The sequence below is a fragment of the Streptomyces sp. NPDC033270 genome (assembly GCF_055576575.1).
In genome coordinates this window covers 94,476-120,865 of record NZ_JBVIRA010000011.1, presented here as the reverse complement: position 1 = coordinate 120,865, position 26,390 = coordinate 94,476, and the positions used below count along the sequence as shown (strand labels likewise).

The window sequence follows — 26,390 nt, the reverse complement described above, 5'->3', positions numbered from 1 at the left end:
CCAACGCCAGTCGTTCTGCTTTGGAGGGTCCCCAGTGCATGCCGCACTCCGTCGCCACCCCGCCCGGTTGATACCCGCCCTGATAGCGGCGGCCGGCCTGCTGACCGCGTGCGGGGGCGGTGCCGCATCGTCGAAGGCGGACGAGCCGGCGGCCAAGGTGACCGTCACCCCGGCCGGGGGCACCAAGTCGGCCAAGCTCGGCTCGCCGATATCCGTCCGGGCGGACCGCGGAAAGCTCACCTCGGTCGAGGTCAAGGACGACAAGGGCGGCGAGGTCACCGGGCGGCTGGCCGGTGACGGCACGTCATGGGCGTCGGACGGCAAGGTCAGGCCGCAGACCACCTACACCGTGAAGACCAAGGCGAAGTCGGCGGAGGGCAAGGAGTCCGCCGCCACCTCGGTCTTCACCACCGAGCAGGCCGACAAGGTCAACAAGCTCACCAACACCCCCGGCGGCGGGCAGACCGTCGGCACCGGAATGCCGATATCGATCCTCTTCGACCACCCGGTGGCCGAGAACAAGCGCGCCGAGATCGAGAAGGCGCTGAAGGTCACCACCCAGCCGAAGGTCGAGGGCTCCTGGGGCTGGGTCAAGGACTGGAGCGGCAAGAACCGGATCGACTGGCGCCCCAAGGACTACTGGCCGGCCGGCACCAAGGTCTCCGTCAAGGGCGCCCTGGGCGGTATCGACTCCGGCGCCGACGGCGGCTGGTTCGCCCGGGACTACAACTTCGGATTCAAGATCGGCGCCGACCACAAGGCCGTCATCGACGTTCCCTCGCACACCCTGACGATGTACGAGAACGGCAAGAACGTCGGCACCATCTCCGGCTCCGCGGGCTCCCCGCAGGACCCGACCCGCGGCGGGGTGCACACCGTACGCAGCAAGAACGCGGCCGAGACGATGGACTCGTCCACCATCGGCCACGGCGACGAGTGGATGCTGGACTCGAAGTGGGTCACCCACCTCACCGCCTCCGGGACCTTCCTGCACTCCGCCCCGTGGAACAAGCAGATCGGTGTGGTCAACAACAGCCACGGCTGCTTCGGCATGACCACCGAGGACGCTAAGAAGGTCTACGACTTCCTGACGATCGGCTCCACGGTCGAGGTGAAGGGCACCAGCAACCCCAACAAGACCGATGTCGGCAACGGCCTGGAGGTCTGGCAGGAGACCTGGCAGCAGTGGCAGCAGCGCAGCGCGCTGAAGTAGGCCCCGCGGCTCTCCCCCGTACACGCCGCCGCCCGGCCGTCCGGGCGGCGGCGTGTGTCGTGTCCGCCCCGGCACACGGCACCGGTCAGCGGACCTCGGTCGTCGTCCGGCGGTACGTGGAGCGCCGGTCCTCGATGTCGGCCCACCGGTCGCCGTAGACGTTCTCGACGATGCCCGGTTCCCGCAGGAAGTCGTGCGGGAAGCCCAGCGGCACCGCGCTCACCGCGTCGAGCCGCGCCAGCGCGTCGGCGTCCAGCTCGACGTCGACACTCGCGAGGTTGTCGGCGAGCTGGCTCTCCTTGGTGGCGCCGATGACGGGGATGACGTTGCCGGGCCGGCTGCGCAGCCACGCCAGCGCCACCTGCGCCGGGCTCCAGCCGCCCTGCTCGGCGATCTCCAGCACCGCGGTGACGGTCTCCTCCGGGTTGTGGTCCTGCGCGACGCTCTCGACGGTGTCCAGCCGGCCCTTCTGGCCACGGCGGTACTTGCCGGTGAGCCGGCCGGCCGCGAGCGGCGCCCAGGCCAGCACGGCCAGGTCGAAGGCGCGGGCCTGCGGCAGCAGTTCCCGCTCCGGCGTGCGCTCCAGCAGGTTGTAGCGCAGCTGCGAGCCCGCGAACGCGGTCCAGCCGCGCAGTTCGGCGAGGGTGTTGGCCTGCGCGATCTCCCACGCCGGCCAGTCGGAGACGCCGACATAGCTCACCTTGCCCCAGCGCACCAGGTCGTCCAGTGCCCGCATGACCTCCTCGACCGGGGTGAAGTTGTCCCGTGCGTGCACCCACAGCACGTCGAGGTGGTCGGTGCGCAGCCGCGCAAGGCTCTCCTCCACCGAACGGACCAGGTTCTTGCGGTGGTTGCCCGCCGCGTTGACCTGGCCCTTGCGGGTCGCGCAGGTGTACTTGGACGCCAGCACGAAGTTGTCCCGGCGGCCTTCGAGCAGCTCGCCCAGAATCCGCTCGGCCGTGCCGTCGGTGTAGTTGTTGGCCGTGTCGACGAAGTTGCCGCCGGCGTCCGCGTAGGCGTCCAGGATGCGGCGGCTGGTGTCCTTGGCGGCACCCCACCCCCACTCCTCGCCGAAGGTCATGGTCCCCAGGCTCAGCTCGCTCACCCGCAGACCGGTCCTGCCGAACAGTGTGTAGCGCACGGTGTTCCCTTCGTCTCCTCGCTCGACGTGTGGCTTTCACGCTAGGAGCTGGAGCGCGCTTCAACGCAAGTCGTGCGCGACCGCCGGGGCCCGTTCACGAGGGCGGGCGAGCCGGGCCAACAGGAAGGCCCCGGCCCCGCGCCCGTGGGAACGCCGTCGAGCGGCGTCCGTTCAGGGAGCGGGCCCGGGGCCCGGGGCGGCCGGTGGTCAGCCGGTGATGATCGCCGGGTCGCTCACGCCGACCGCGCCGTTCTCCACGTGCCCCGCAAGGCGCCGCAGGAACGTGCGGTCGGTGTCGGACACCACGGTCAGGTCGTACCAGCGCTTGCTCGCCCGCAGGTCGACGGTGTGCTCGACGGTGGCGCCGGCGCGCACCTTGAACGTCTCCTTGGCGCCGCCGTACGCGTGGGTGACGGTGAGGTTGCAGTCGGCGCCGCCGGCGTTCTTCAGGGTCAGCTTGAGGTTGCCGCTCGCCTTGTCATGGCGCGCCGTCACCTCGGGGCCGGCGGTCTTGCCGGGGCCCTGGAAGGTCCGCAGGAAGCCGTTCGGGCCGAACACCGACAGGTCGTAGGCGCCCTTGGAGTACTTGGTGTTCCAGGTGTCGGAGAGCTGCTTGCCCTTCTCCGTGGTGTACGTCCAGGGCCCGTCGGTGCGGTTGCCCGACCGGACGTGGAAGCACGCGCCGGCCGCGTCACCCGCGCTGAAGGTGAGGGTGAACTTCCCGGCCGCCGGGTCCGCGGAGCCGTCGACCAGCGGGGCGTACGGCAGCGGCCGCGCGGGGCGCGACCCGGCCTCCTGCTTGGGCAGGGCGGGGTTGGCGGGCGGCTTGGGGAGGTAGTCGGGGTGCCGCTCGTGGTCCGGCGGCTGGTAGCCGTCGGTCTCCGGCAGCCGGGCGGGGTCGGTGTCCTTGCCGCCGAAGTCGAAGGCGGAGGTGAGGTCGCCGCAGATCGCGCGCCGCCACGGCGAGATGTTCGGCTCCCGCACGCCGAACCGCCGCTCCATGAACCGGATGATCGACGTGTGGTCGAAGACCTCGGAGTTCACGAAGCCGCCAGTGCTCCACGGCGAGACGACGATCATCGGCACCCGCTGGCCCAGGCCGTAGTGCCCGGCGGAGTACGAGGCGTTGCCCGGGAAGTAGTCCAGGGCGGTGTCCACGGTGGACAGGCCCTGCGCCGCGGAGGACGGCACATACGGCGGAACGATGTGGTCGAAGTAGCCGTCGTTCTCGTCGTAGGTGATGAACAGGGCGGTCTTGCTCCATACCTCGGGGTTGGACGTCAGCGCGTCCAGGACCTGCGAGATGTACCAGGCGCCGTAGTTCACCGGCCAGTTGGGGTGCTCCGAGAAGGCCTCGGGGGCGGCTATCCAGGAGACCTGCGGCAGCTTGCCGGCCTTCACATCGGCCTTGAGGAGGTCGAAGTAGCCGTCGCCGGCCTTGGCGTTGGTGCCGGTGCGCGCCTTGTCGTAGAGCGGCTCGCCGGGCTTGGCGTTGCGGTACTTGTTGAAGAAGAGCAGCGAGTTGTCGCCGTAGTTGCCGCGATAGGCGTCCTCGATCCAGCCCCACTTGCCGGCCGCGTCCAGGCCGTCACCGATGTCCTGGTAGACCCGCCAGGAGATCCCGGCCGCTTCCAGGCGCTCGGCGTAGGTCGTCCAGTCGTATCCGAGCTCCTGGTTGCCCAGGACCGGACCGCCGCCCTTGCCGTCGTTGCCCACGTGCCCCGACAGCATGTAGTAGCGGTTGGGGTCGGTGGCGCCCATGAACGAGCAGTGGTAGGCGTCGCAGATCGTGAAGGCGTCGGCGAGCGCGTAGTGGAACGGGATGTCCTGCCGCTTGAGGTACGCCATGGTGCGCTCGCTCTTGGCCGGCACCCACTGGTCGTAGGCGCCGTTGTGGAACGCCTTGTGGCCGCCCGCCCAATCGTGGTCGAGGCCGGCGATGAACTGCATGCCGAGGTCCTCGGCATCCGGGTGGAAGGGCAGCACCTCCTTGCCGCCGTCCGGCTGGTTCCACACCGGCTTGCCGCTGGGCAGCGTCACCGGGCGCGGGTCGCCGAAGCCGCGTACGCCCTTCATCGTGCCGAAGTAGTGGTCAAAGGAACGGTTCTCCTGCATCAGCACCACGACATGCTCGATGTCGTTGATGGAGCCGGAGCGGCGCGTGGCGGGGATGGCGGCGGCGCGGGCGATGCTGCTCGACAGTGCGGAGGCACCCGCGGTGGCGCCGGCGATCTGGAGGAAACGCCGCCGATTGAGTTCAGGCATGGGGCTGAGGACCTCTTCGGGTGTGGGGAAGCTCGCGATATGGGGGGAAGCTGCTGTGCCGTCTTGTGAGGGGCTGTGGACAAACCACGGTCAGCAGAGTGTTCCAAGAGGACCGAGTGTCAGGGAAGGGGGGGTGTCTCACATGTGACACATCGCGGTACGCGCGCCGAACTCCCCGCTCGTGAGCGCGACGCGACGGGCCGTGCGGCGGTGGTGGCCCCCGTGTCTTCGCGCACCGGGACCACCACCGCCCGCACTCATCGGCCCAGCGCCACCTCCAGCCCGGCGGCCCGGGTCAGCCGGCCCGTGCGGTGCAGTCCGTACAGGGCGGCGCCGCAGGCCGCCCCGAGTGCGGGCAGGGCGAGCCAGGGCAGGGCGGGCAGCCCGGCCGCCCGGGAGGCGTCCAGCGCGGCACCGGTGAGCAGATTGCCGAGGGTGATGCCGATCCCGCAGACGGTGTTGTAGAGCCCGTAGTGGGTGGCGACCAGGCGGTCACCGGAGAGCCGGACGATGGTGTCCATCTCGAACGGGTAGGTGATCATCGTGCCGAGGGCGAGCAGCAGCGCGCACAGCGCCGGCGGAACGGCCGCCAGCGCCCAGCGGCCCGGGCCCTGGGCCGGCACCGGCAGTGCGGTGGCCGCCAGCAGCGGCAGGAAGGCCAGACCCATGGTCAGCAGCCCCCAGGCGAGGGCGCGTCCGGCCGGCATCCGGGCCTTGCACCAGCGGGTCACCCGGGTCTGGCCCAGGATCGTGCTCAGCCCCGACACCGCGAACAGCACGGCCACCGCCGCCGTACCCGACTCCCCCTCGCCGGCCAGCCGCCGCACCTCCAGCGGCAGCGCCAGATAGACCTGGAACGACAGCACATACGAGCCGATCATGGCTGCCGAGAACAGCAGGAACGGCCGGTTGGCCAGCACCTCCCGCCACTGGGACAGCACTCCCGCTCCCCGGCCGGCACGCTCCGCCCGCGCGGACTCGTCGTCCCAGGCCGGCAGCGCGCGGATCTGCACCACGCTCAGCACCGCGAAGATGCCCGCCGACACCAGGCAGGTGACCCGGAAGTCGACGCCGGTCAGCACCATGCCCACCAGCGGGCCGAGCAGGATTCCCGCCTGGTAGAAGACGTTGAACAGCGCGAACGCCTCCAGCCTGCGCTCCCCCGCCGCGGCGGCCAGATACGCCCGGACCGCCGGGTTGAACAGCGCCCCGGCCAGGCCGGTGGCCGCGGACGCCGCCAGCAGCGCGGTCAGCGAGTCCACCAGCCCGAGCGTCGCGAAGCCGACCGTTCGCAGCACACAGCCGGCCACGATCAGCGGCTTGTACCCGAACCGGTCGGCCAGTGTGCCGCCGACCAGGAACATGCCCTGCTGGCTGAAGTTGCGCACACCCAGGACCAGGCCGACCAGCCAGCCGGCCAGGCCGAGGGTGCCGGACAGATGCCCGGCCAGATACGGCATCAGCATGTAGAAGCCGAGGTTGATGGTGAACTGATTGGCCATCAGCAACTGGACGCTGCGCTCGTAGGAACGCACCTGCGCGAGCATGCCGGTCACCGGACCACCTCCCGCGGCGCGTCGGCGGGCACCGGGCCGGCACCGTCGGGGCGCCCTGCCGCCGACGGTCCGGGCGCGGCCAGCGGATCCACCACGTTCGCGCACCGGCTCCAGGCGGTGACCTCCCGCTCGTCCGGGTGGCTCAGCGTCTGCGGCGCATCCGCCGGCGGGGTGTCGAGCAGGCCGTGGGCGGCGCAGTACTCGTCGTCGTACACGGTGCTCAGATACCGCTGCGGTCCGTCCGGGAAGACCGCAGCGATACGGGTTCCGGCCGGCTGGACGCGGCTTTGCCAGGCGGCGACCAGCGCGACCGCGCCGACGCTCCAGCCGCCGGTGGCGTAGTGCGAGGAGGCCAACCGGCGGCAGGTCCACACCGCTTCACCCGGTGCGACCCAGTGCACCTCGCCGAACTGGTCGTAGGCGACATTGCGCGGATAGATGCTCGACCCCAGCCCGCGCATGAGCCGGGGACGGGCGGGCTGGCCGAAGATCGTCGAGCCGATGGTGTCGACCCCGACGAGCCGCAGCTCGGGGTAGAGCTGGCGCAGCACCCGCGACACCCCGGCGGAGTGCCCGCCGGTGCCCACACTGCACACCAGGACGTCGATATGGCCCAGCTGGGAGGCGAGTTCGAGGGCCAGCGGCAGATAGGCGGTGGTGTTGTCGGGGTTGTTGTACTGGTCCGGGCACCACGCTCCGGGGTGCGCGGCGAGCAGCTCGGTCACCCGGTCGCGGCGGGCCTGCTGCCAGCCGCCGGCCGGATGGGGTGCGCCGACCAGCTCGACCTGTGCGCCGTAGGCGGTCAGCAGCCGGGTCATCGAGGGCTCCAGGCCGGGATCGGTGACCAGGCTGACCGGATGGCCGTGGACCATCCCGGCCAGCGCCAGGCCGAGCCCGAGAGTGCCGCTGGTGGATTCGATGATCCGGGCGCCGGGCCGCAGCTCGCCGCGGGCGCGGGCGCGTTCGACCATGTGGAGGCCCGGCCGGTCCTTGATGCCGCCCGGGTTGCGGCCCTCCAGCTTCGCCCAGAAGCCGCGGCCGGGCGGGGTGAGCGGCTCGGAGATGTGCAGTACGGGGGTGTTGCCGACCAGGCCGGGGATGCCTGCGGCGGGGCCGGGGGTGCCCGGGTCGTGGAAGACGCCGGGGGCCGGGTGGTCCGGGATCCCGAAGGGGCCGGAGCCGGTGGCCGTGGAAACAGAGTGCATGATTCGCTCTCGCTACGGTGTGGGGAGTGACAGGGACGCTCGTCCGGCCTCGCCCGCGGTGGCGCTCGCTGGCACCACCGCGCGGCGGGGCGCGGCCGCGGCTCCTATATCCGGCACCGGCAGAGGGCGGCGAGGGTGGACCGGCCGTCGCACACCGGTCTGCGGGGCCTGCCCGCGCTCCGGGACGCCGGCCGCCGCACGGTGGTGGCACAGGCGGCCGCCCCGAGGACCGCGGGTGCGGCGCCCTGCGCCTCCGGGGCCGTCCGTCCCTGCGGGTTGTGCCCCTGCGCGTCGGGCCCGCACTCGGAGGCGGAGTGGCCGTCGTCCGTCGCGGCGGGCGCTGCGGCCGCGGGCTCGGACTGCGCCGTGGCCACGGACACCGGCAGGGCCACATGGTGGTGCCCGTCCGTACCGTCGGAGCACGGCAGGAGCACGGACAGCAGCCCGACGGCCAGGAGGAGAAGGATCGTCGGCCGGACGGTCCGGCGGAGCGCTGACCGAAGCGGTGGCCGGGGCGCGGGACGGGGCGTTGCGGCAAGTGGAACGCGATATGGCGTGGGGGCGGGCACGGGTCCTCCGAGGGGCTGCCGCCGTCGCGTCGCAGCGGAGCAGGCGAACGCGCACGCGGGCAGGCGAAGTCAGCAGGGCGTGAACCGGAGTTGGCCGGAAACCGGACCTGCTGCTCTAGACCTGCTGAACGACGGAGCCCGTAGCACCGTTCAAGGGCGGAGGCGCGGCGGCGGCGCGCGGCGCCGGACCGGATCGGGCCTGCGTCGGCGCGTGCCAGGCGGAGCCCGTCAGGGGCTTGGCACAGGGATGCGCCACCGAAGTGCCCTGCTGCGGCGGCTGCGACACACACAGTTCGTGGGAGTGCTGGCCCGGGTCTCCGGGGTGGCCCGGGTGCTCGGAGCGGCCCCCGTCCTCGGGGGCGAGCCAGGCGCCGGACTCCGCGGCGGCGGCCGCGATCGGCATCGCGCTCACCAGGTGCCCCTCGGCGCTCTCCGCCCGCGCACCGTGCGCGACCAGCACGCTGATCAGCAACGCGGCCAGCCACAGCAGACGAAACGGAACCGCTGAACCGCGGTTCCGCACCCTGCCGTTGTTCGAACGGGCCGTTGCCATGCCCCGATCGTAACCGGGGCGGGCGGCCGTCGCCGGTAAGCCGGTGCCCGCCAGACGGTTATCGGCCTGCCGGCGAGGCGTGCCGGCGGTGACCGCCCACGCCTCGCCTCCTCATCTCACTGATGAGGGCGCATCAGGCGAACGACACCGCGGGCGAGGCCGCCGGGGCCGCCCCGTCGGCCGTGGCCTTGGGCCCCGGCTCGGCCGGCGGCTCGACCGGGAGGACCGGCGGCATGGCCGGCTGCCCCTTCGCGTCGGGCACGCTGCGCAGCGGGGCCTGGCTCGTCAGCGGGGCCTTGCGGGTCTCCTCGACCCGTCGGGTGAACCAGATGACCTTGCCGTCCGGGGTCCCGCAGGTGCCCCAACTGTCGCTCAGCGCCGCGACCGTGGACAGTCCGCCGCCACCGGCACTGCGCAGCTTCGGCAGCCGTGGGCCCTCGTCCGCGACGGAGGCCGTCAGATGGCGTCCGGACCAGCGGAGTTCGACGACGCAGCGGGCGTCCGGGCCGATATGGCGATGGACGTTGGTCAGGAGTTCCGCCACTCCCCGGCATACGGGCGGAATATGCAGCTCAAGACTCCAGTACCGCAGGTGTGCGGCCAGGATCCGCCGGATCTGCGGCACACGTTCCGCCGAGGCATGCAGTTCGACCGTGTAGTGCCGGTCGCTGGGAAGTGTCATGTCGTGGCTCCTCACCGCGAGGCTCACGCCCTCACCTCGTTGGACCAACGAACCCCGAACACGAAGAGTGAGCATTAATCACGTATGGGTCATTTGTCATGGTGTCCCGACGGCGAGACTTCCGCAACAGATCTTGGGCCACCGGAGTCCCCCGCCCTCGTCCGCTCCGGCCGCTCCGACCGCCCCGACCGGCTCACAGATGCGGCAGGAGCCTGTCGGGCGTGAGCGGCAGATCCCGCAACCGGACGCCGGTGGCGTGCCGCACGGCGTTGGCGACGGCCGCGGCGGTGCCGACGATGCCGATCTCCCCGATGCCCTTGCTGCCCATGGGGTTGAGATGCGGATCCTCCTCGTCGAGCCAGTACGCCTCGATCCACGGGACGTCGGCGCAGGCCGGCACGTGGTACGAGGCCAGATCGCACTCCGCGAAGTCGCCGAAGGCGGGGTCCAGACCGCTGCCCTCCATGAGGGCCATCCCGAGCCCCATGGTCATGCCGCCGATGAACTGCGAGCGCGCCGTACGGGAGTTGAGGATCCGCCCGGCCGCGAACACGCCCAGCAGTCGGCGCACCCGGACCTCCCCGGTGACGGTGTCGACCTGGACCTCCGCGAAGGTGGCACCGAAGGAGTGCCGGGCATACGGGGACCGCTCGGCCGCCTCCTGGCGGGTGTCCGCGGTGACCGTGAACCCGTCGGACGGGAGCGGCCCGACATGGTCGCGCAGCCGCGCCCGCAGCGCCGTGCACGCCTTGTGCACGGCCCAGCCCCAGGACCCGGTGCCCGCCGAGCCGCCGGCCAGCAGCGCGGGCGGCAGATCGCTGCTGCCGATCTCGATACCGACCCGGTCCTCCGGCACGCCCAGCGCGGCGGCGGCGACCTGCGCGAGGACGGTACGGGCGCCGGTGCCGATGTCGGTGGCGTTCAGGCGGATGCGGAACCCGCCGTCGGCGTCCGCGTGCGCCTCGGCCTCGGAGGCGGCCTGGAAGACGGGGTAGGTAGCCGAGGCGACGCCGGTGCCCAGCAGCAGACGGCCTTCCCGCCGGACGGCCGGCCGTGGATCGCGCGGCTGCCAGCCGAAGCGCTGGGCGCCCTCCCGAAGGCAGCCCACGAGGTGCCGGCTGCTGAAGGCGCGGTCGCTGTCCGGCTCGGTGTCCGGTTCGTTGCGCATCCGCAGTTCGACGGGGTCGATGTCCAGGAGGACGGCGAGTTCGTCGACGGCCGACTCCAGGGCGAACATCCCGGGTGCCTCGCCCGGCGCGCGCATCCACGAGGGGCTCGGCACGTCGAGCGGGACGACGCGGTGCACGGTGCGGCTGTGGGGCGAGGTGTACATGACGCGCGCCGGGACCGCGGCCTGTTCCACGAACTCCTTGACGGTGGAGGTGTGGGTGACGACCTCGTGCGCGAGGGCGGTGATGACACCGTCCTCGCCCGCACCGATGCGCACCCGCTGGACGGTGGGTGCCCGATGCCCGACGACGGCCGGCATCTGGCGGCGCGGCAGGGACAGCTTGACCGGTCGGCCGGTGTGCCGGGCGGCCATCGCGGCCAGTACGACCTGCGGGCGCGGCGTGCCCTTGGAGCCGAAGCCGCCGCCGACGTGCTCGGAGACGACGGTGACCTCGCTCTTGTCCAGTTTGAACAGCGCGGCGAGGTCCTCGCACACCTTGGTGGAGCCCTGGCTGGAGTCATGGACCGTCAGATGGCCGTCGCTCCAGTGGGCGGTGGAGGCGTGCGGTTCCATGGGGTGGTTGTGCAGCGGGGGCACGGTGTAGGTGGCGTCGACGGTGGCCGGAGCGGCCGCGAACGCCGCGTCGAAGTCGCCGCGCTCCCGGGTCCCCGGATAGCCGCCGTTGGCCGTCTCCGGTGCGTACAGGCGCGGATGCCCGGCGCTCAGCCGCACGTCGTGCGCGTCGGACTCGTAGGTGACGCGTACCGCCTCGGCGGCGGCGCGGGCGGCTTCGAGGCTGTCCGCGACGGCCAGCGCGACATACCAGCCGCGGTGCGGCACCCGGTCCTCCTGGAGCACCGACAGCGTCGGATCGTCGGCGGCCGCGAGACGGGGCGCGTTCTCATGCGTCAGCACCGCGCACACCCCCGGCAGCGCGAGCGCCTGCGCGGTGTCCACCGCGGTCACCCGGCCGCGGGCGACGGTCGCCGGGACCGGCCAGGCGTAGGCGCAGTCCGGCGGGGTGTGTTCGGCCGCGTAACGGGCGGCGCCGGTGACCTTCAGCCGGCCCTCCCGGCGGACGAGGGGCGCGCCCAGGGGATAGGGCGGTGGACCTGACGGGAACTGGGGGGTCATGGCGGGGTCCTTGGGGGGTGGGGGTCGGTACCGTCAACGGTCAACCGCGCGCTGCCGGGTCCGGCCGATCCGACAGATCCGCCAGGTCCGACAGCACTCCGACGGCGAGGTTGCGGGCCAGGGGGACCTTGAAGCCGTTGTCGCGCAGCGGCCGGGCGGCGGCGAGTTCGGCGTCGGCGGCGCGTGCGAAGGTCTCTTCGGTGGCCGGCGCGCCCTGCAGCACCTCCTCGGCCGCGCGGGCGCGCCACGGCCGGTGCGCGAGCCCGCCGAACGCCAGCGCCGCGCGCCGTACGACACCGTCCCGCACCTCCAGTACGGCACCGACGGAGACCAGCGCGAAGGCGAACGAGGCGCGGTCGCGGGCCTTGCGGTAGCGCGAGCGCGCGCCGGGTCCCGCCGGCGGGAGCTCGACGGCGGTGATCAGCTCGCCGGGCCGGATCACGGTGTCCTGCTCCGGCTGCTCGCCCGGCAGCCGGTGGAAGTCGGTCGCCGGCACACTGCGTTCGCCGTCGGGGCCGTGCAGGTGCACGGTGGCGTCGAGGGCGGCCAGCGCGACCGCCATGTCCGACGGCTGGGTGGCGACGCAGTGTGCGGAGTGGCCCAGTACGGCGAGGTCGCGATGCGCGCCCTCACGGGCCGGGCAGCCGCTTCCCGGGGTGCGCTTGTTGCAGGGCTTGGAGGTGTCCTGGAAGTACAGGCAGCGGGTGCGCTGCAGCAGATTGCCGCCGGTGGTCGCGGTGTTGCGCAGTTGCCCGGAGGCGCCGGCCAGCAGCGCCTGCGACAGGACCGGGTAGCGCTCGCGTACGGGGACGGCCGCGGCGAGAGCGCTGTTGCGGACCGTCGCGCCGATGCGCAGTCCGCCGTCCGGCAGCTCCTCGATACGGTCGAGCGGCAACCGGGTGACGTCGATGAGCAGCCGCGGCGTCTCCACGCCCAGCTTCATCAGGTCGACGAGGTTGGTGCCCCCGCCGAGGAACCGTGCGCCGGGCCGGCCGCCGGCTGCCCGTACGGCCTCGTCGACGCTGGTCACGCGGAGGTATCCGAACGGCTTCACGGGGCCACCCCCTGACCTGCCGGCGAACCGGCCGCCGCGCCCTCGGCACCGACGTCCCCGACCGCTTCGACGATCCGGGGGTACGCGCCGCAGCGGCACAGGTTTCCGCTCATCCGCTCGCGGATCTCGTCCGCGCCGAGCTCCACCGGAGCACCGGGGTCCACGGTGGCCGGGGTGACGTGGGACGGAAAGCCGTCGGCCGCCTCCTCCAGCACCCCGACGGCCGAACAGATCTGGCCAGGGGTGCAGTAGCCGCACTGCAGGGCGTCCCGCTCCAGGAAGGCCTCCTGCAGGGGGTGCAGCCGCTCCCCGTCGGCCAGGCCCTCGACGGTGACGATCCGCCGTCCGTCCTGCGCCACCGCCAGCAGCAGGCAGCTGTTGGCGCGCCGCCCGTCGACGAGCACCGTGCAGGCGCCGCACTGCCCGTGGTCGCACCCCTTCTTGGCGCCGGTGAGACCGAGGTGCTCACGGAGCGCGTCCAGGAGCGTCGTGCGGTGATCCAGGGTCAGCGGGTGCGTCCGGTTGTTGACATGCAGCACCAGCTCGGACGCCTGGCCGGCCTTGGGCCAGGCGGTCTCGGAGTCGGCCGGGGCGTTGCCGTCGGCGGCCGGCGGGTCGTTGGTGGGCTCCACTCGGTCATACCTTCCGGTGTGGGTCGTGCCGTACGTGTCTCCCCCGCCGCTTGCTTTCCGCGCGCGTCGTCCGTCAGCGGGATTCCAGGCGCAGTTCGACTTCCTTTTCCTGGTCGCCGGCGGCCATGCCGAGAATCTGTACCGCGAACGCCGGCTGCAGGCCCTTGACCAGCTGGTCGACCGCCCAATAGCCCCCCTGGAGGCTGACGATGACGGGCGCGCTCAGCCGTCGGGGCTCGGCCTCGACCTTGCGCTCGCTCACGTCGAAAGTCGAGGTCCACACGGTCGCGCCTGGCCCCGCCATCTCCTCGGGCACGTCATCGGCGGCCCGGTCTGAGCTGAACGAGGTACGCAGCGCGCTGAAGACGGCGTGCGCGTCCTGCGCGGCGCAGCTCTCCAGCTCCACCACCACCTCGGCCGATACGTGTTCCGCGTGTGATGCCTGATCCGCGCTGTTCACTGTGGGGCCTTCCTCTGCGGGCCTTCCTCCGGGGCCGAACGCTTCCAGGCTCGCGCCACGGCCCGGTGTGTGCGACCTGAGGCTCGAACGAGTGGTTTGAACGGCGCAACGTTGCGACGCGACCCACGAATGTTACGCTCTGTAATCGATGACAGCTCTCTGTGAGCGTCAGTAGCCAGTACCCACCCTCGCCCCCACCAGGAGTCCGCTTTGACCAGCACCGTCATCGATCAGAAGGCCACCAGCTACAGCGTCCGCCATGCGCTGTGCATGGCGCGCGCCGCCGAGCTCGCGTACAAGGACGAGAAGTCCGTCGAGGCCACCGCCCATAGTTGGGGCTTCGACCGGGTGCGCCATCATCACACCGAGTTCCGTCAGCCCTTCCCGCTGGAGGACACCCAGGCATACACCCTCGGCGGCGAGAGCATGATCATTACCGCGTTCCGGGGCACGGAGCCGGCGAACCTTCGCGACTGGCTCTCCGACGCCACCACACCGCCGCGGCCCGGCCCCGGCGGCAAGGGGTACGTCCACTACGGCTTCGGCGAGGCGCTGGCGGGCATCTGGCCGCAGGTCCGCGCCGCCATCGACGAGTTCCGCGACAACGGCCAGACCGTGTGGTTCACCGGCCACAGCCTCGGCGGCGCGCTGGCGATGCTGGCCGGCGCCCGGCTGCACTTCGAAGAGCCGCATGTGACGGCCACCGGCGTCTACACCTTCGGACAGCCGCGGACCTGCGACCAGCTGTTGTCGCAGGCGTTCAGCGCGGCGTTCACGGACCGTATGTACCGCTTCGTCAACAACAACGACATCGTGCCGCAGCTCCCCCCGGAGCCCGCCTTCCACCACGTCTCCGCGCTGCGCTACATCGATTCCAAGGGCACCATCCACCACTCCATGCCGGTGATCACCGGCCTGTTCGACCGCGCCAAGGGGCTCACCGCCGATGCGTTCGCGCCCGCCTCCGACGGCGTCCGCGACCACTTCATGAACGCGTACATCAACGCACTGGAGAAGAACCAGAACTGACCGGCTGGGTGAGGTTGACGGCATTGCCGTCCGGGTCCTGGATGTGGGCCACCCGCTGGCCCCACGGCATGTCGTTGGCCGGGCCGCGCACCGTGCCGCCGAGGGGCGCGACCCGGTCCAGGAGGTGGTCCACGTCCTCGACCGCGAAGCTGAGCAGGATGCGGGTCGGGGTGCCGGTCTCGACGTCCTTGTCCGCCACGATGCCCAGCTCCGAACCGCCGAGCCGCAGCCCCACGAAGAAGACCGGCCCCTCTTCGGGCACACGGGTGAACTCCTCGGCGCCGAGCAGCTCGCGGTAGAAGCTCCGCAGCCGTTCGACGTCAGGGGTGACGATCACGGGCTGGAGGGCGGCGGGGGCGGGGGGCGTGGTGTCGGGCACGGTGTCCTCCTGTTGCGAGGGGTAGGGGCTACCAGGCCCGGGGGTCCGAGGAGACGGACCGCCGGGTCCGGGGAGGTGGACCGCGCCAGGGGCGCAGATTCATCGGTCGGGGTGGGACGCGGTGGACGTGGCGCGGGTGAAGGTGACGTCGGCGGCGTGGGCGACGATCTCCACCTCGTCGCCCAGGGCCCATTCTGCGGCGCGGGAGGACATGGCCGCCGGGACGACCTCGCTGATGCCCGGAGCCGCGGGGATGTCGTAGGTGGCGTGTGCGTCGTGCGGCAGAACGACCCGGAAGTCGCGGTCCAGGGCCGTGCGGGCGGTCGCGGCGACGCACATCTCGGACAGGACCCCGCAGACGGCCAGCGCCTGGACGTCGGCGTCGGCGAGCAGGGCGCCCAGCGCGGTGCCCTCGAAGCCGTCGTCCTCCGTCTTGCGGACCACGACCTCACGGGGTCCCGGCTCGACGGGCAGATGGAGTTCCCAGCCGGGCGTGTGCGGCGCGTCGACGGTTCCGGGCGCGCCGTCGTTCTGCAGATGAACGACGAGGGCGCCGGCGGCGCGGGCCCTGGCGAGCAGGTCGCGGCTCCGGTCGAGCACCCGCGCCGCGTCGGGCACCGCCTCGTCGCCCGCGACAAAGGCCGACTGCAGGTCGACGAGGAGGAGGGCCTCGACGGGGAGGAGGGGGCCGGCGGGGTGAATCGGGTCGCCGGTCGCGGCGACGGCATGCGCCCCGGTCCCGGGCCGCGCCCCGGCCTCGGTCGCGGACTGCGCATCGGGCCCGGCGTGCGGACCGGTCGAGGTGCTGGTCGTGGTCATGGTGACCATGGTGCGTGCGCGGACGGGCGGTGATCGCCGAGTACGGCGGGATCCGGCCAGGGACTTCACGCGGCGGACGGTCGTAGCGGAAGGCGGTGAGGGTCAGGTGCTGCTTCCCGCCGCGCTCCGGCCGGCCCGGACACGCGCCGCTGAGCCGTCCGGGCTCACCTCGTTGCCATGAGCATCGACCGGGCGGATCATCCCGTCGAGCACACCGTACGCAGCCACCCCCCGCACGTACGCGCCCTGCGTACCAGCCCATGGACGCGCCGTACGGACGCACGAGATGACGCACAAGGACGACGCGAGGAGAGCCGCCGTGGGACCAGCCACCGTCAAGGGCCACTGCGCACCGGAGTTCGCCGGCGTACGGGAGGCGTTCGAGCGGAACTTCGGCGAGCACGGCGACGTCGGCGCGGCAGTCGCGGTGACCGTGGACGGCGCGGCGGTGGTCGACCTGTGGGGCGGCCACGCGGACGCCGACCGGACCCGCGCCTGGGAGCGCGACACCCTCGTGAACGTCTACTCGACGTCCAAGGGGATGACCGCACTGTGCGCCCATCTCCTCGTGGACCGAGGCGAGTTGGACCTCGACGCGCCGGTCGCCCGCTACTGGCCGGAGTTCGCGCAGGCCGGCAAGCAGGACATACCCGTACGCTGGCTGCTCAGCCATCGCGCCGGACTGATCGCGCCCGGTGAGCCACTGCCCGCGGGGCGCGCCTACGACTGGGACCGGGTGTGCGCCGCCCTGGCGGCCACCGCGCCGTGGTGGGAGCCGGGCACCGCTCAGGGCTACCACGCGGTGACCTTCGGCTACCTCGTCGGTGAGGTGGTACGGCGGATCACCGGGCAGTCCCTCGGCGCGTTCCTGCGCAGCGAGATCACCGGGCCCATGGGCGCGCGGATGTTCATCGGGACCCCCGCCGAGGAGCACGCCTCCTGCGCGGACATGATCGGGCAACTGGACGGGACACCGATCGGGGAACGGTTCCCCGGCGCGCCGAAGCCGCCGTTCCGGTCGATCACCGATCATCCGCTGACGGCCGCGCTGCTGGCGCTGACCTACATCCCCACTGGTGACGTCAACAGTGCCGCCTACCGCTCGGCCGAGATCCCGGCGGGCAACGGGCACGCCACCGCGCACGGGCTGGCGGCGGTGTACGGCGCGCTGGCGTGCGGCACGCTCGTCGGCCCGGCCACGCTGGAGGAGATGCGCCGGTCGCAGAGCCTGCCCGGCGAGCGCGACCTGGCCCTCGGCGCGCTCGCCCCGGCGGGCTTCGCGCACCACTGGGGCCTTGGCTACCTCCTCAACCACCACGGCCTGGCGGGCCCCAATCCGCGGGCCTTCGGGCACGGCGGGGCGGGCGGCTCGTACGCCTTCGCCGACCCGGAGAACGGGCTGTCGTACGCCTACGTCATGAACAGGTGCGGCGGCGGCACGACCGGCGACGACCCGCGCAACCTCGGTCTGGTCGCGGCGGTGTACACGGCCCTGGAGCGGGTGCGGGGCCAATGCCCCGGCCCGGCTTCTACGGGGTGGCCGATTCGGGCGGCGGGGCGGGCCTCGGGGCGACGGGCCGCTCGCCGGCGGCATCGGTGAGCGCGCGCAGGGACGCCACGAGCCCGGCGCGCTGGGCGACCGGCAGCCGGGCCACGACCGCGGCGATCTCCGCATGCCGGTGGGCCAGTACGCGCTCGACGAGCTCGCGGCCCTGCGCCGTCAGGCTCAGGACCACCTCCCGGCGGTTACCGGGATTGGCCTGCCGGGTGACGCCGCCGGCCGCCGCCAGCCGGTCGACCATGCGCATCGCGGTCGACGGATTGACGCCCAGCGCGGCGGCCAGCGTGGCGAGCTTGACCGGGCCCTGGCCCTCCAGCACCACGAGGGCCCGCAGCTGGGGCAGCGTGAGCGAGGGATCCGTCCGGGCGAGCGCACGGGCCGAGATCCCGACCAACAGCCGGGAGGCGGTCAGCACGGCGGCGATGACCTCCTCGACCTCATGATCGAGATCGACCTCATGATCGAGATCGTCGTCCCGGCCTGGATCGTCGTCATGCCCCGTGGCTGCCTTTGGCCCCATGGCTGCCTTTATACCGCTGACGGCATCACACCTGGTGAGGGGCCCCTTCGGGCGCTGCCGGCGGCCTGGAGGTCTGCCCCGGCGATCGCGGTTGCCCGGCGCAATAATGGGAGGTGCGGCAAGTATCCGGCCCGGCGCGAGCGCGGCGGGCCCGGGGAGAGGGCGTGGTGACCATGGAACGGGACACCGAGACGGTTCACGAGGCGTATTCGTTCGTCTGTCTGCACTGCGGGCACGGCTGGGAGGAGGAGTACGAGATCCGGCACACCACGGACCTGTCCGGGCATCGGCGCGCCGACTACTTCACCCGCGGCGTCCGGGTCGCCTCCCCGCTGACCCGCAACGACTGCCCGTCCTGCAACCTCGGCCCGATCCGGATCCTGCGCCCCGGCCGGGTGAACACGGCCCGTACGTACCTCGCCTGAGGACGGTGCCCGTCCGTACGCGCCTGGCGTGTGGCGCCTGGCCCGATGACTCCTGCCCAGCGCCCCTGACCGACGCGACAGCTCACCCCGCCCCTCACTGACGCATCGTCACCATCCGGTGTACAGCAGATGGTTGACGCCCAGTGCCAGTAGCGCCTGCGCCGTGAGCCAGTGGCGGTGCCGGGCGGGGGGCAGTAGGGCGCAGGCGGGCAGGAGCCAGACGGCGAAGGGGAGCCAGATGCGCTCGGTCTCCGCCTTGCTCATGCCGGAGAGGTCGGCGACCAGCAGGGCGAGCAGCGCGGCCAGGACGAGGATCGCCAGGCGGTCGACGGGTCGGTGCAGGGAGCCGGTGCCGGCCCGTCCGGTGGCGGAAGGGAGCCGGGAGCGGAGCCGCCGTACCGCGGTGGGGGCGGCCGCGAGGACCCGGCGCAGACCGGCGACCGTCGCCAGGCCGGTGATCAGGACGGTGCAGGCGAGGTTGCCCCAGACCCAGTACGCGTACGGGCGGACCGCCGCGGCGCCCTGGTAGTAGCGCTCCACCAGCAGGCGGTAGCCCTCCCACCAGTCGAACCCGGCGAGGGTGAAGACCGCCGCCACGGCGGCGACCCCGGCGGCCAGCAGGGGCAGCGGCCGCGCGGTACGGGCGAGCAGCAGCACGGCGGCGGCGATCAGCGTGACGAGGGTGAGGCCGTAGGAGAGGTAGCAGGTCAGGCCGAGGAGGAGCCCGGAGGCCAGGGCCGCGGCCGCGGGGTGGCGGGTGCGGCGGGTGGCGGCGAGGGCGAGCAGCGCCGACGACCAGGCGGCGACGGCGGTGAAGTAGCCGTCGGCGGAGGTGCCCACCCACACCGCGGCCGGGGCCAGCGCGAGGAACGGGGCGGCCCGGCGCGCGGTCGGCTCGTCGGTGAGGGCGCGCAGCGCGATGAGGACCGCGGCCGCGGCGGAGGTACCGACGGTGATGCACCAGGCGCCGGCCCAGGCTCCGCCGCCCAGGCCGACGCGGTCCAGGCCGACGAAGGTGAGCACCGCGGCCGGCGGGTGCCCGGCGACATGGGCGGGCCAGTGGTCGGGCGCGTTGTTGAGGATGTGCGCGGTGAAGTCGCGCAGTGCCGGGCCGAGAGCGTCGAAGCGGCGGATGACGGTCAGATACTCGTACTCGGTGGTGAGGCGGCGGGCGACACCGGTCTGCCAGCCGTCGACCAGGGCCAGCGACCACGTCCAGGCCAGACAGGCCGCCCAGCCCGTGAGGACCAGCCGACGCCAGGGCAGCCGGTCGGCGAGCGGCGGCCCGTAGGCGATCACCAGGACGGCGACCGCGAGGGCGGCGGGGGTACCGGGGCCCAGGTGCGCGAACCACGAGGCGTACAGCGGCGGCACGTTGACATGCAGGCTGCCGTTGGCGCGCTGGATGACGATGCCGACGACCGCGGCCAGCACGACGAGCAGGGCGCCGGCCGCGGCGGCCAGCAGATCGGCCCGGCGCGCGGCGCGTTCTTCCGGAGCCCGGCGGGCGGCGGCCGCGTCGGCGCGTTCTTCGGACATCGGTCGGGGGGTCACACCGGCACGCTAGGGCGCCGGCGGGGTGACCGGGGCCCGCCGTTCCGCCGACGTCAGAGTTTCGTCATGCGTCGCGGCCCCCTGGGGGCCCGGGTGGCGGCATACCGTCGGAGCGGACCTGCTCGTCCGGGCGGCGGAACGTCGTCGCGCCGGCCTCCGAGGGCTCATCAACCGCCGAGGACTCATCATGGGTGCCCACCACCGTCTCGTTCCCCCCACCTCGCCGTCGTTCTGGCGCAGCCCGCTGCGCGGTCCCCGGCTGACCGCGGTGCTCGGCGTGGTGCTGCTGGCCGGGATCACGCTGCTGTTCGTCACCGGCCTGCTCTCCTACGCCGCGTACAACCCGGACCTGGCCGGCGGCGTCAACGACAAGACGCCGGACAAGGGGCTGCTGGGCTTCTACCTCTTCAGCTGGCCGACCGATCCGCACTGGATCTACCGGCTCACCCAGGGGGTGCATGTCACGCTCGGCGTCGCGCTGGTGCCCGTCCTGCTGGCGAAGCTGTGGTCGGTGATCCCCAAGCTGTTCACGCTGCCGCCGGCGCGGTCCGTCGGGCATGGCCTGGAGCGGATCTCACTGCTGCTGCTGGTCGGCGGCGCGCTGTTCGAGTTCGTGACCGGCATCCTCAACATCCAGTTGGAGTACCTCTTCCCGGGGTCGTTCTATCCGCTGCACTTCTACGGCGCGTGGGTGTTCATCGGCGCCTTCCTCGCCCATGTGGTGCTGCGTCTGCCGCGGGCCGTACGGGCGCTGCGGGAGCGCACGGACCCCGCGGCGGACGCCGACGACACCGGGCTGGTGGCGGTCCGACCGGACCGGCCGACGGTGTCCCGGCGCGGTGCGCTGGGGCTGGTCGGCGCCGGATCGCTGCTGCTGCTCGCGACGACCGCCGGTCAGAGCATCGGGGGATGGTGGCGGCGGACGGCCGTGCTGGCGCCGCACGGTGGCCGCGACCCGGGCAGCGGACCGAACGCCTTCCAGATCAACAAGACGGCCGCGTACGTCGGGATCAGGCCGCAGGACACCGGCGACGACTGGCGGCTGACGGTCGAGGGGGGCGGGCGGCGGGTGCGGCTGGACCGCGCCGCACTGCTGGCCCTGCCGCAGCACGAGTCGGCGCTGCCGATCGCCTGCGTGGAGGGCTGGTCGACGGACGACCAGCTGTGGAGCGGAGTGCGGCTGCGTGACCTCGCCGCGCTGGTGGGGCTCGGCGCGCAGCCGCCCGACCTGCTGGTGGAGTCGCTGCAGTTGCACGGCGCGTTCCGCCGGGCCGCGCTGCGCGGTAACCAGGTGCGCGATCCGCGGTCGCTGCTCGCGCTGCGGGTGGGCGGTGCGGAGCTGTCCGCGGACCACGGCCATCCGGCGCGGATCATCGTTCCGGCGGCGCCCGGAGTGCTCAACACCAAGTGGGTGTCGCGGCTGACGTTCGGGGAGTGGTGAGGGTGCGGCGCAGGTGGCGGGAGCGCGCGGGAGGGTGGCGGCGGGCACTGGCGCGTCACCATTGGTACGGCGAAGGGCCGCTGCATCTGCTGCTGATGCTCGCCTCGTTCGCGCTCACCGGCTATGCGGGGCTGCGGCTGCTGGGCGGCGGGGACTGGCTGCTGGTGATCGTGTGGTTCGTCGGGGCGGCGCTGCTGCACGATCTGGTGCTGCTGCCGCTGTACGCGTGCGCCGACCGCGGGGTGGCGGCGTACACGGCGGGGACCGCCCGGCACGCGGCCTGGACCGGGTACGTCCGGGTCCCCGCCGCGCTGTCCGGGCTGTTGCTGCTGGTGTGGTTCCCGCTGATCGCGGGCTCGGCGGGGAGCGGGTCGGCAGCGCACTTCGAGGCCGCCACCGGACTGTCCGGCCAGGGGTTCCTGACCCGCTGGCTGCTGATCACCGCGGGCCTGTTCGCGGCCTCTGCCCTGTGGCTGCTGTGCCGTACGGTTCAGCCACGCCGGGCGGGCAGGGCCCGGCGCCGGCGCAGGGAGACAAAGCAGCGGCCGGGCACCGGGGACTGAGCGGGCTCCGGTGCGACGGTCCACCGCTCGGCGGGCGTCCAGCCGGTGGCGGCCGCGTACCGCAGCAGCGCGCGGGTGCCGACCCGGGCCCAGGGGAAGGGGGCGCCCGGTGCGCGGTGTCCGTCGTCGTGGCCGTGGCCGCCGGCGGCGTACTGCCCGGTGGCGACATGGACCTCGACGCGTTCGTCGAGGTCCGCCGGGGCGGTCTCCACTATGAGCAGGCCGGACGGGCCGACGAGTTCGGCCGTCCGGGCGAGCAGGGCGCGCGGGTCACCGCCGATGCCGATGTTGCCGTCCAGCAGCAGTGCGGTGCCCCAACACCCCTCGTCGGGCAGGGGGTCGAAGACGGAGCGGTGCAGCGCGGCACCACCGGTCGCGGCGGTGCGGGCGACCGCGGCCCGGCTGACGTCGATGCCGAGCACCGGCCGGCCCTGTGCGGCGAGCGCGGCGACCAGCCGTCCGGGGCCGCAGCCGATGTCGAGGACGGCGCCCTCGCAGCGGCCGAGCGCCGACAGGTCGGCGGCGTCCGCCCCGGCGCACCAGCGCTCGACCTCCAGCGGCAGCAGCCAGCCGTCGGTACGGCGCAGGAAGAGCGGGCCGCGGCCGCGGCGGAGGGCGTCGGCGTAGGGGTCCGCTCCCCAGGAGGCGGTGCCGGGCGGGGCGGTGGCCGGTGGCACGGCGGGGCTCATCGCCCGCCGGCCCGGGTCAGTCGGGCGAGGGTGGCGGCGAACCGTCCGCCGGGGGCCGCGGCCGCGACCCGCTCGGCGTCGTCCGCGGTGTCGACGTCGCACAGCGGCGGCAGTTCCGCCACCCGGAGTCCGGCGGCGGTCAGCCGGGCCCGCTGGGCGGCGCCGGTGCGGTCGGTGGACATGGGGACGCCGCGCAGCAGCCGGGGGTCGGGCACGGCCAGGCCGAGTGCCCAAAATCCGCCGTCCTCGGCCGCGCCGAACCAGGCGTCGCAGTCGTCCCACGCGTCGAAGTCCGTTGCGGGGGCGAGGAGTTGCGGGGTGATCTGCGGGGTGTCCATGCCGATCAGCAGGGTCGGTCCGGTGCTGCCGGCGAAGGCCTGGGCGAGCCGCTCGTCGAGGCCGCCGGTGCCCTGCGGCCGTACCTCGAAGCCGGCCGGCAGCCAGCTTCCCGGCCGGCCGTCGAGCACCACGACCCGCCGCCGGGCGGGCATGGCGCGTACGGCCCGCAGGGTGTCGTACAGCGCGGCCTCGGCCAACTGGGCGGCCTCGGCGGGGGTGTACCGCGGGGTGAGCCGGGTCTTGACCCGGCCGGGCACCGGCTCCTTGGCGATGACCAGGACCGTGGTCGGCCCGGGGCCCGGCAGCGGCTCCGGGCGGTCGGGCGCGGTCATCGGGCCGCCTCCTTCGTACGGGGTGTCAGCGGCGGCTGGTGGAGGACGCCGCGCATGTCGCGGACCGCGTGCCAGGTGCCGCGCCAGGTGCCGGTGACCTTCGAGCGGCCGGTGCGCGGCCGGTAGGGCACCTCGCGCTCCTCGATGCGCCAGCCGGCGTCGGCGGCCCGGACGACCATCTGGAGGGGGTAGCCGCTGCGGCGGTCGGTGAGGTCGAGGCCGAGCAGCGCGGTGCGGCGGGCGGCGCGCAGCGGGCCGAGGTCGTGCAGCCGCAGCCCGGTGCGACGGCGCAGCATCCGGGCCAGGGCGAGGTTGCCGGCCCGGGCGTGCGGCGGCCAGGCGCCGCGTCCTTGGGGGCGCCGGCGGCCCAGCACCAGGTCGCTGTCGCCGTCGCGGACGGCGGCCACGAACGGGGCGAGCAGGGCCGGGTCGAGGGAGGCGTCGCAGTCGCAGAAGCAGACGATGTCCGCCTCGGCGGCCAGCAGTCCGGCGTGGCAGGCGGCGCCGAAGCCGCGGCGCGGTTCGTGGACGACGGTGGCGCCCAGGTCGCGGGCGATCTCGGCCGAGCCGTCGGTGGAGCCGTTGTCCACGACGATCGCCCGCCAGCCGGCCGGGATGCGCGCCAGTACCCAGGGCAGCGCGGCGGCCTCGTCGAGGCAGGGCAGGACGACGTCCACCGGGGCGGGGCGGGCGGCGCCCGCCGCGGCACCGGTCACCCCGGCCGCCGGGCCGGCCGCCGGGCCGGCCGCCGGGCGCAGCTCCTCCCGGGCGAACTCCGCCATCCCTTCCGCGAATCCGGTCGCCGCCCGCCAGCCGAGGTCCTCGGCGATCCGCCGCGACGACGCCGTGATGTGCCGTACGTCGCCCAGCCGGTACTCCCCCGTCACCACCGGCGCCGGCCCGCCGTGGGCCTCGGCCAGGGCGTGCGCCATCTCGCCTACGGTGTGCGGCTGCGAGCTGCCCGTGTTGTACGCGGTCAGGGTGTCGGGCGCCCGCTCCGGCAGGGCCTCCAGCGCCACCACGTTGGCCGCCGCGATGTCCCGCACGTGGACGAAGTCCCGTCGCTGGCCCCCGTCCTCGTAGACGGTCGGTGCCTCGCCGCGGGCCAGCGCCGAGCGGAAGAATGAGGCGACGCCGGCGTACGGGGTGTCGCGTGGCATTCCGGGCCCGTAGACGTTGTGATAGCGCAGCGAGACGGCCCGGCCGCCGGTCGACCGCGCCCAGGAGGCGGCCAGATGCTCCTGGGCGAGCTTGGTGGCGGCGTAGACGTTGCGCGGATCGGTGGGCGCGTCCTCGCCGACCAGCCCCGGTCGCAGCTGCGCACCGCACCGCGGGCAGCGCGGCTCGAACCGTCCGGCGGCCAGCTCTGCGGCGCCGCGCGGACCGGGCCGCACCGCACCGTGCGCAGGGCAGGTGTAGCGCCCCTCCCCGTAGACCACCATCGACCCGGCGAGCACCAACTGGCGGACGCCCGCGGCGGCCATCGCGGCCAGCAGCACGGCCGTCCCCAGGTCGTTGCAGCCGACGTAGTCGGGCGCGTCGGCGAAGTCCTTGCCCAGGCCCACCATCGCCGCCTGGTGGCAGACCGCGTCGATGCCCCGCAGGGCCGCGTCGACGGCCGCCCGGTCGCGGACGTCCGCGACGATGCGCCGCTCCTGCGGGCGCGGCGGCGGGGGCTCGGGGTGTGCCGAGGGGAGCAGCGCGTCGAACACCACGGGCTCGTGGCCGCGCGCGATGAGCGCGGTGACGACCTGCGATCCGATGAAGCCGGCGCCTCCGGTGACCAGTACTCGCATGTCGGTCACGCTAAGCGGGACCGGGCCGCCCGGCGCGCGCCACGACCGCCGTGTCACCGGTCCGTAAGATCCGGCGGCCCACTGCGATTCGGTAACAGGCGCATTCGAGGTATTTCGGTACGGCATGGGTTGCATATGCTCAGGTCGGGGGCTGGGGGGCCGTTTTCGGACACTCCGACGGCCGACGGCCCCCGTAGCCCGATCACCGGACACGACACCGTCGGAGAACACCTTGGCCGTGGAGAACGGGGAGCTGCGCACCGGCTCCCGTGTGCTGTCCGTACTCCCCTACGCGGTGATGGCCGTGGTCAGCGTCGTCGACCTCACCGCAGGCCCGGAAGTGGGCTTTCTGCCCCTGGTGTCCCTGGGGCCGGCGTTCGCCGGACTGGTGGGCGGCTGGCGGCGCACCGCCCTGGTCGGACTCACCGCGTTCGTCCTCTGCCTCGGCCTGGGCGTCTACAACGGTCTGTTCGAGAGCCGGCGCGGGCTGACCGCACTGCTGTCGGTGGCCGGGGTGACCGCGGCCGGTGTGGTCGCGGCGGTGATGCGGCAGCGCCGCGAGGCGGAGCTGGCCAGCGTCCGTTCGATCGCCGAGGTCGCCCAGCGGGTGCTGCTGCGCCCCGTGCCGCGCAGCGCGGGCCCGCTGCGGATCGCGGTCTCCTACACCTCGGCGGTGGCCGAGGCCCGGATAGGCGGCGATCTGTACGAGGTGGTGACCTCGCCCGCCGGTGTACGGATCATCGTCGGCGACGTCCAGGGCAAGGGCCTGGAGGCCGTGGAGAGCGCCGCGGTGGTGCTGGGCGCGTTCCGGGAGGCCGCGCACGACGAGCCGGATCTGCCGGCCGTCGGCGAGCGCGTCGAACGGGCCCTGAACCGCCATCTGTCCGGCGAACGGTTCGTCACGGCGGTGCTCGCGGAGATCGGTGACGGTCCGTGCGCGACGCTGCTCAACTACGGCCATCCGGCCCCGCTGGTCGTCCGCCCCGCCGGCACGGTCGCCTTCGCCGCGCCGCCCGACCGGGCCCTGCCGCTCGGCCTCACCCTCACCGGCCCCGGTGCCCCGCTCCCCTACGAGGTGCCGTTCACCCCCGGCGACCAACTGCTGTTCTACACCGACGGGGTCACCGAGGCCCGCGACGCGGCGGGCCGCTTCTACCCCCTCGACGAGCGCTCCGCGCTGCTGAAGGACCCCGACCCGGAGGCCGCGCTGCGCTCCGTCCGCGAGGACGTGGTCGAGCACGCCGAGGGGCCGCTGCACGATGACGCGGCGATGCTGCTGGTCCGCTACCGGGAGCGCCGCTGACCCAG

General features: G+C 73.4%; 25 protein-coding genes and 1 pseudogene. 7 read left to right on the top strand and 19 right to left on the bottom strand.

All coding sequences use genetic code 11. The features are described 5' to 3' along the window. Positions 1–34: 34 nt before the first annotated feature. Positions 35–1,213 carry a L,D-transpeptidase family protein gene (locus ACZ5XZ_RS17675; protein ID WP_468978832.1) on the top strand — a complete coding sequence of 393 codons (1,179 nt, stop codon included), beginning with the start codon at positions 35–37 and terminating at the stop codon, positions 1,211–1,213. Positions 1,214–1,298: 85 nt separating this feature from the next. On the opposite strand, the gene ACZ5XZ_RS17670 is transcribed toward ACZ5XZ_RS17675, so the two are convergent. The 11 genes from ACZ5XZ_RS17670 to ACZ5XZ_RS17620 form a co-directional block, all read right to left on the bottom strand. Beyond that, positions 1,299–2,354, bottom strand: coding sequence for an aldo/keto reductase (locus ACZ5XZ_RS17670; RefSeq protein WP_468978830.1), 1,056 nt, complete (start codon positions 2,352–2,354; stop codon positions 1,299–1,301). Positions 2,355–2,561: 207 nt separating this feature from the next. Then, positions 2,562–4,619: a phosphocholine-specific phospholipase C gene (locus ACZ5XZ_RS17665; RefSeq protein ID WP_468978828.1), complete on the bottom strand. Its 2,058-nt coding sequence runs from the start codon at positions 4,617–4,619 to the stop codon at positions 2,562–2,564. Between the two features lie 257 nt (positions 4,620–4,876). Beyond that, positions 4,877–6,166: an MFS transporter gene (locus ACZ5XZ_RS17660; protein WP_468979055.1), complete on the bottom strand. Its 1,290-nt coding sequence runs from the start codon at positions 6,164–6,166 to the stop codon at positions 4,877–4,879. A gap of 5 nt (positions 6,167–6,171) precedes the next feature. Then, positions 6,172–7,380, bottom strand: coding sequence for a PLP-dependent cysteine synthase family protein (locus tag ACZ5XZ_RS17655; protein ID WP_468978825.1), 1,209 nt, complete (start codon positions 7,378–7,380; stop codon positions 6,172–6,174). A 104-nt stretch (positions 7,381–7,484) separates the two neighbouring features. After that, complete coding sequence (locus ACZ5XZ_RS17650) at positions 7,485–7,814, bottom strand: hypothetical protein (RefSeq protein WP_468978823.1); 330 nt, start codon at positions 7,812–7,814, stop codon at positions 7,485–7,487. Positions 7,815–8,064: 250 nt separating this feature from the next. Then, the gene (locus ACZ5XZ_RS17645; protein ID WP_468978821.1) at positions 8,065–8,502 is read right to left on the bottom strand and encodes a hypothetical protein; all 438 of its coding nucleotides are present in this window, start codon (positions 8,500–8,502) and stop codon (positions 8,065–8,067) included. A 133-nt stretch (positions 8,503–8,635) separates the two neighbouring features. Beyond that, entirely contained in the window at positions 8,636–9,184 is a 549-nt protein-coding gene (locus ACZ5XZ_RS17640) for an ATP-binding protein (protein WP_468978818.1), read from the bottom strand. A gap of 193 nt (positions 9,185–9,377) precedes the next feature. Then, positions 9,378–11,489: a xanthine dehydrogenase family protein molybdopterin-binding subunit gene (locus ACZ5XZ_RS17635; RefSeq protein ID WP_468978816.1), complete on the bottom strand. Its 2,112-nt coding sequence runs from the start codon at positions 11,487–11,489 to the stop codon at positions 9,378–9,380. A gap of 40 nt (positions 11,490–11,529) precedes the next feature. Continuing rightward, a complete protein-coding gene (locus ACZ5XZ_RS17630) occupies positions 11,530–12,543 on the bottom strand; it encodes an FAD binding domain-containing protein (RefSeq protein WP_468978814.1) in 1,014 nt (337 codons plus the stop codon). Next, on the bottom strand, positions 12,540–13,175 hold the full coding sequence (locus tag ACZ5XZ_RS17625) for a 2Fe-2S iron-sulfur cluster-binding protein (RefSeq protein WP_468978811.1): 636 nt from the start codon (positions 13,173–13,175) through the stop codon (positions 12,540–12,542). The genes ACZ5XZ_RS17630 and ACZ5XZ_RS17625 overlap by 4 nt, the downstream gene beginning before the upstream one ends. A 73-nt stretch (positions 13,176–13,248) precedes the next feature. Further along, positions 13,249–13,635 carry a hypothetical protein gene (locus ACZ5XZ_RS17620; RefSeq protein WP_468978808.1) on the bottom strand — a complete coding sequence of 129 codons (387 nt, stop codon included), beginning with the start codon at positions 13,633–13,635 and terminating at the stop codon, positions 13,249–13,251. Between the two features lie 210 nt (positions 13,636–13,845). Here ACZ5XZ_RS17620 and ACZ5XZ_RS17615 point away from each other — a divergent pair, with 210 nt between their 5' ends. Beyond that, positions 13,846–14,664, top strand: coding sequence for a lipase family protein (locus ACZ5XZ_RS17615; protein WP_468978807.1), 819 nt, complete (start codon positions 13,846–13,848; stop codon positions 14,662–14,664). Here ACZ5XZ_RS17615 and ACZ5XZ_RS17610 read toward each other — a convergent pair. Together ACZ5XZ_RS17610 and ACZ5XZ_RS17605 are read right to left on the bottom strand one after the other, a co-directional pair. Beyond that, positions 14,636–15,043: a VOC family protein gene (locus tag ACZ5XZ_RS17610; protein WP_468978805.1), complete on the bottom strand. Its 408-nt coding sequence runs from the start codon at positions 15,041–15,043 to the stop codon at positions 14,636–14,638. The two genes, ACZ5XZ_RS17615 and ACZ5XZ_RS17610, sit on opposite strands and share 29 nt — an antisense overlap. Positions 15,044–15,142: 99 nt before the next feature. Then, a complete protein-coding gene (locus tag ACZ5XZ_RS17605; protein ID WP_468978803.1) occupies positions 15,143–15,862 on the bottom strand; it encodes an isochorismatase family protein in 720 nt (239 codons plus the stop codon). A gap of 319 nt (positions 15,863–16,181) precedes the next feature. Here ACZ5XZ_RS17605 and ACZ5XZ_RS17600 point away from each other — a divergent pair, with 319 nt between their 5' ends. After that, the gene (locus tag ACZ5XZ_RS17600) at positions 16,182–17,462 is read left to right on the top strand and encodes a serine hydrolase domain-containing protein (protein ID WP_468978802.1); all 1,281 of its coding nucleotides are present in this window, start codon (positions 16,182–16,184) and stop codon (positions 17,460–17,462) included. Here the strand turns inward: ACZ5XZ_RS17600 and ACZ5XZ_RS17595 are convergent. Continuing rightward, on the bottom strand, positions 17,392–17,943 hold the full coding sequence (locus tag ACZ5XZ_RS17595) for a MarR family winged helix-turn-helix transcriptional regulator (protein WP_468978800.1): 552 nt from the start codon (positions 17,941–17,943) through the stop codon (positions 17,392–17,394). The genes ACZ5XZ_RS17600 and ACZ5XZ_RS17595 overlap by 71 nt on opposite strands. 173 nt (positions 17,944–18,116) lie before the next feature. Between ACZ5XZ_RS17595 and ACZ5XZ_RS17590 the strand changes: the two genes are divergently transcribed. Next, the gene (locus tag ACZ5XZ_RS17590) at positions 18,117–18,368 is read left to right on the top strand and encodes a hypothetical protein (RefSeq protein ID WP_468979052.1); all 252 of its coding nucleotides are present in this window, start codon (positions 18,117–18,119) and stop codon (positions 18,366–18,368) included. Between the two features lie 108 nt (positions 18,369–18,476). On the opposite strand, the gene ACZ5XZ_RS17585 is transcribed toward ACZ5XZ_RS17590, so the two are convergent. Beyond that, positions 18,477–19,907 carry a hypothetical protein gene (locus ACZ5XZ_RS17585; protein ID WP_468979051.1) on the bottom strand — a complete coding sequence of 477 codons (1,431 nt, stop codon included), beginning with the start codon at positions 19,905–19,907 and terminating at the stop codon, positions 18,477–18,479. A 202-nt stretch (positions 19,908–20,109) separates the two neighbouring features. On the opposite strand from ACZ5XZ_RS17585, the gene ACZ5XZ_RS17580 reads away from it, so the two are divergent. Both ACZ5XZ_RS17580 and ACZ5XZ_RS17575 read left to right on the top strand, forming a co-directional pair. Then, complete coding sequence (locus ACZ5XZ_RS17580; RefSeq protein WP_468978798.1) at positions 20,110–21,363, top strand: molybdopterin-dependent oxidoreductase; 1,254 nt, start codon at positions 20,110–20,112, stop codon at positions 21,361–21,363. Between the two features lie 95 nt (positions 21,364–21,458). Beyond that, positions 21,459–21,926 carry a hypothetical protein gene (locus ACZ5XZ_RS17575; RefSeq protein ID WP_468979050.1) on the top strand — a complete coding sequence of 156 codons (468 nt, stop codon included), beginning with the start codon at positions 21,459–21,461 and terminating at the stop codon, positions 21,924–21,926. On the opposite strand, the gene ACZ5XZ_RS17570 is transcribed toward ACZ5XZ_RS17575, so the two are convergent. From ACZ5XZ_RS17570 to ACZ5XZ_RS17555, 4 genes and pseudogenes are all read right to left on the bottom strand, one after another. Beyond that, a complete protein-coding gene (locus tag ACZ5XZ_RS17570) occupies positions 21,854–22,603 on the bottom strand; it encodes a class I SAM-dependent methyltransferase (protein WP_468978795.1) in 750 nt (249 codons plus the stop codon). The genes ACZ5XZ_RS17575 and ACZ5XZ_RS17570 overlap by 73 nt on opposite strands. Positions 22,604–22,611: 8 nt before the next feature. Continuing rightward, on the bottom strand, positions 22,612–23,286 hold the full coding sequence (locus ACZ5XZ_RS17565; RefSeq protein WP_468978792.1) for a TIGR04282 family arsenosugar biosynthesis glycosyltransferase: 675 nt from the start codon (positions 23,284–23,286) through the stop codon (positions 22,612–22,614). Then, a complete protein-coding gene (locus tag ACZ5XZ_RS17560) occupies positions 23,283–23,963 on the bottom strand; it encodes a glycosyltransferase family 2 protein (protein WP_468979048.1) in 681 nt (226 codons plus the stop codon). The genes ACZ5XZ_RS17565 and ACZ5XZ_RS17560 overlap by 4 nt, the downstream gene beginning before the upstream one ends. Positions 23,964–24,008: 45 nt before the next feature. Further along, positions 24,009–25,082: pseudogene (locus ACZ5XZ_RS17555) on the bottom strand (NAD-dependent epimerase/dehydratase family protein); the annotation flags it as partial. 298 nt (positions 25,083–25,380) lie between these two features. Here ACZ5XZ_RS17555 and ACZ5XZ_RS17550 point away from each other — a divergent pair. Then, positions 25,381–26,385 (top strand): PP2C family protein-serine/threonine phosphatase, encoded by a 1,005-nt coding sequence (locus tag ACZ5XZ_RS17550; RefSeq protein WP_468979046.1) that lies wholly within the window; start codon positions 25,381–25,383, stop codon positions 26,383–26,385. Positions 26,386–26,390: the final 5 nt, after the last annotated feature.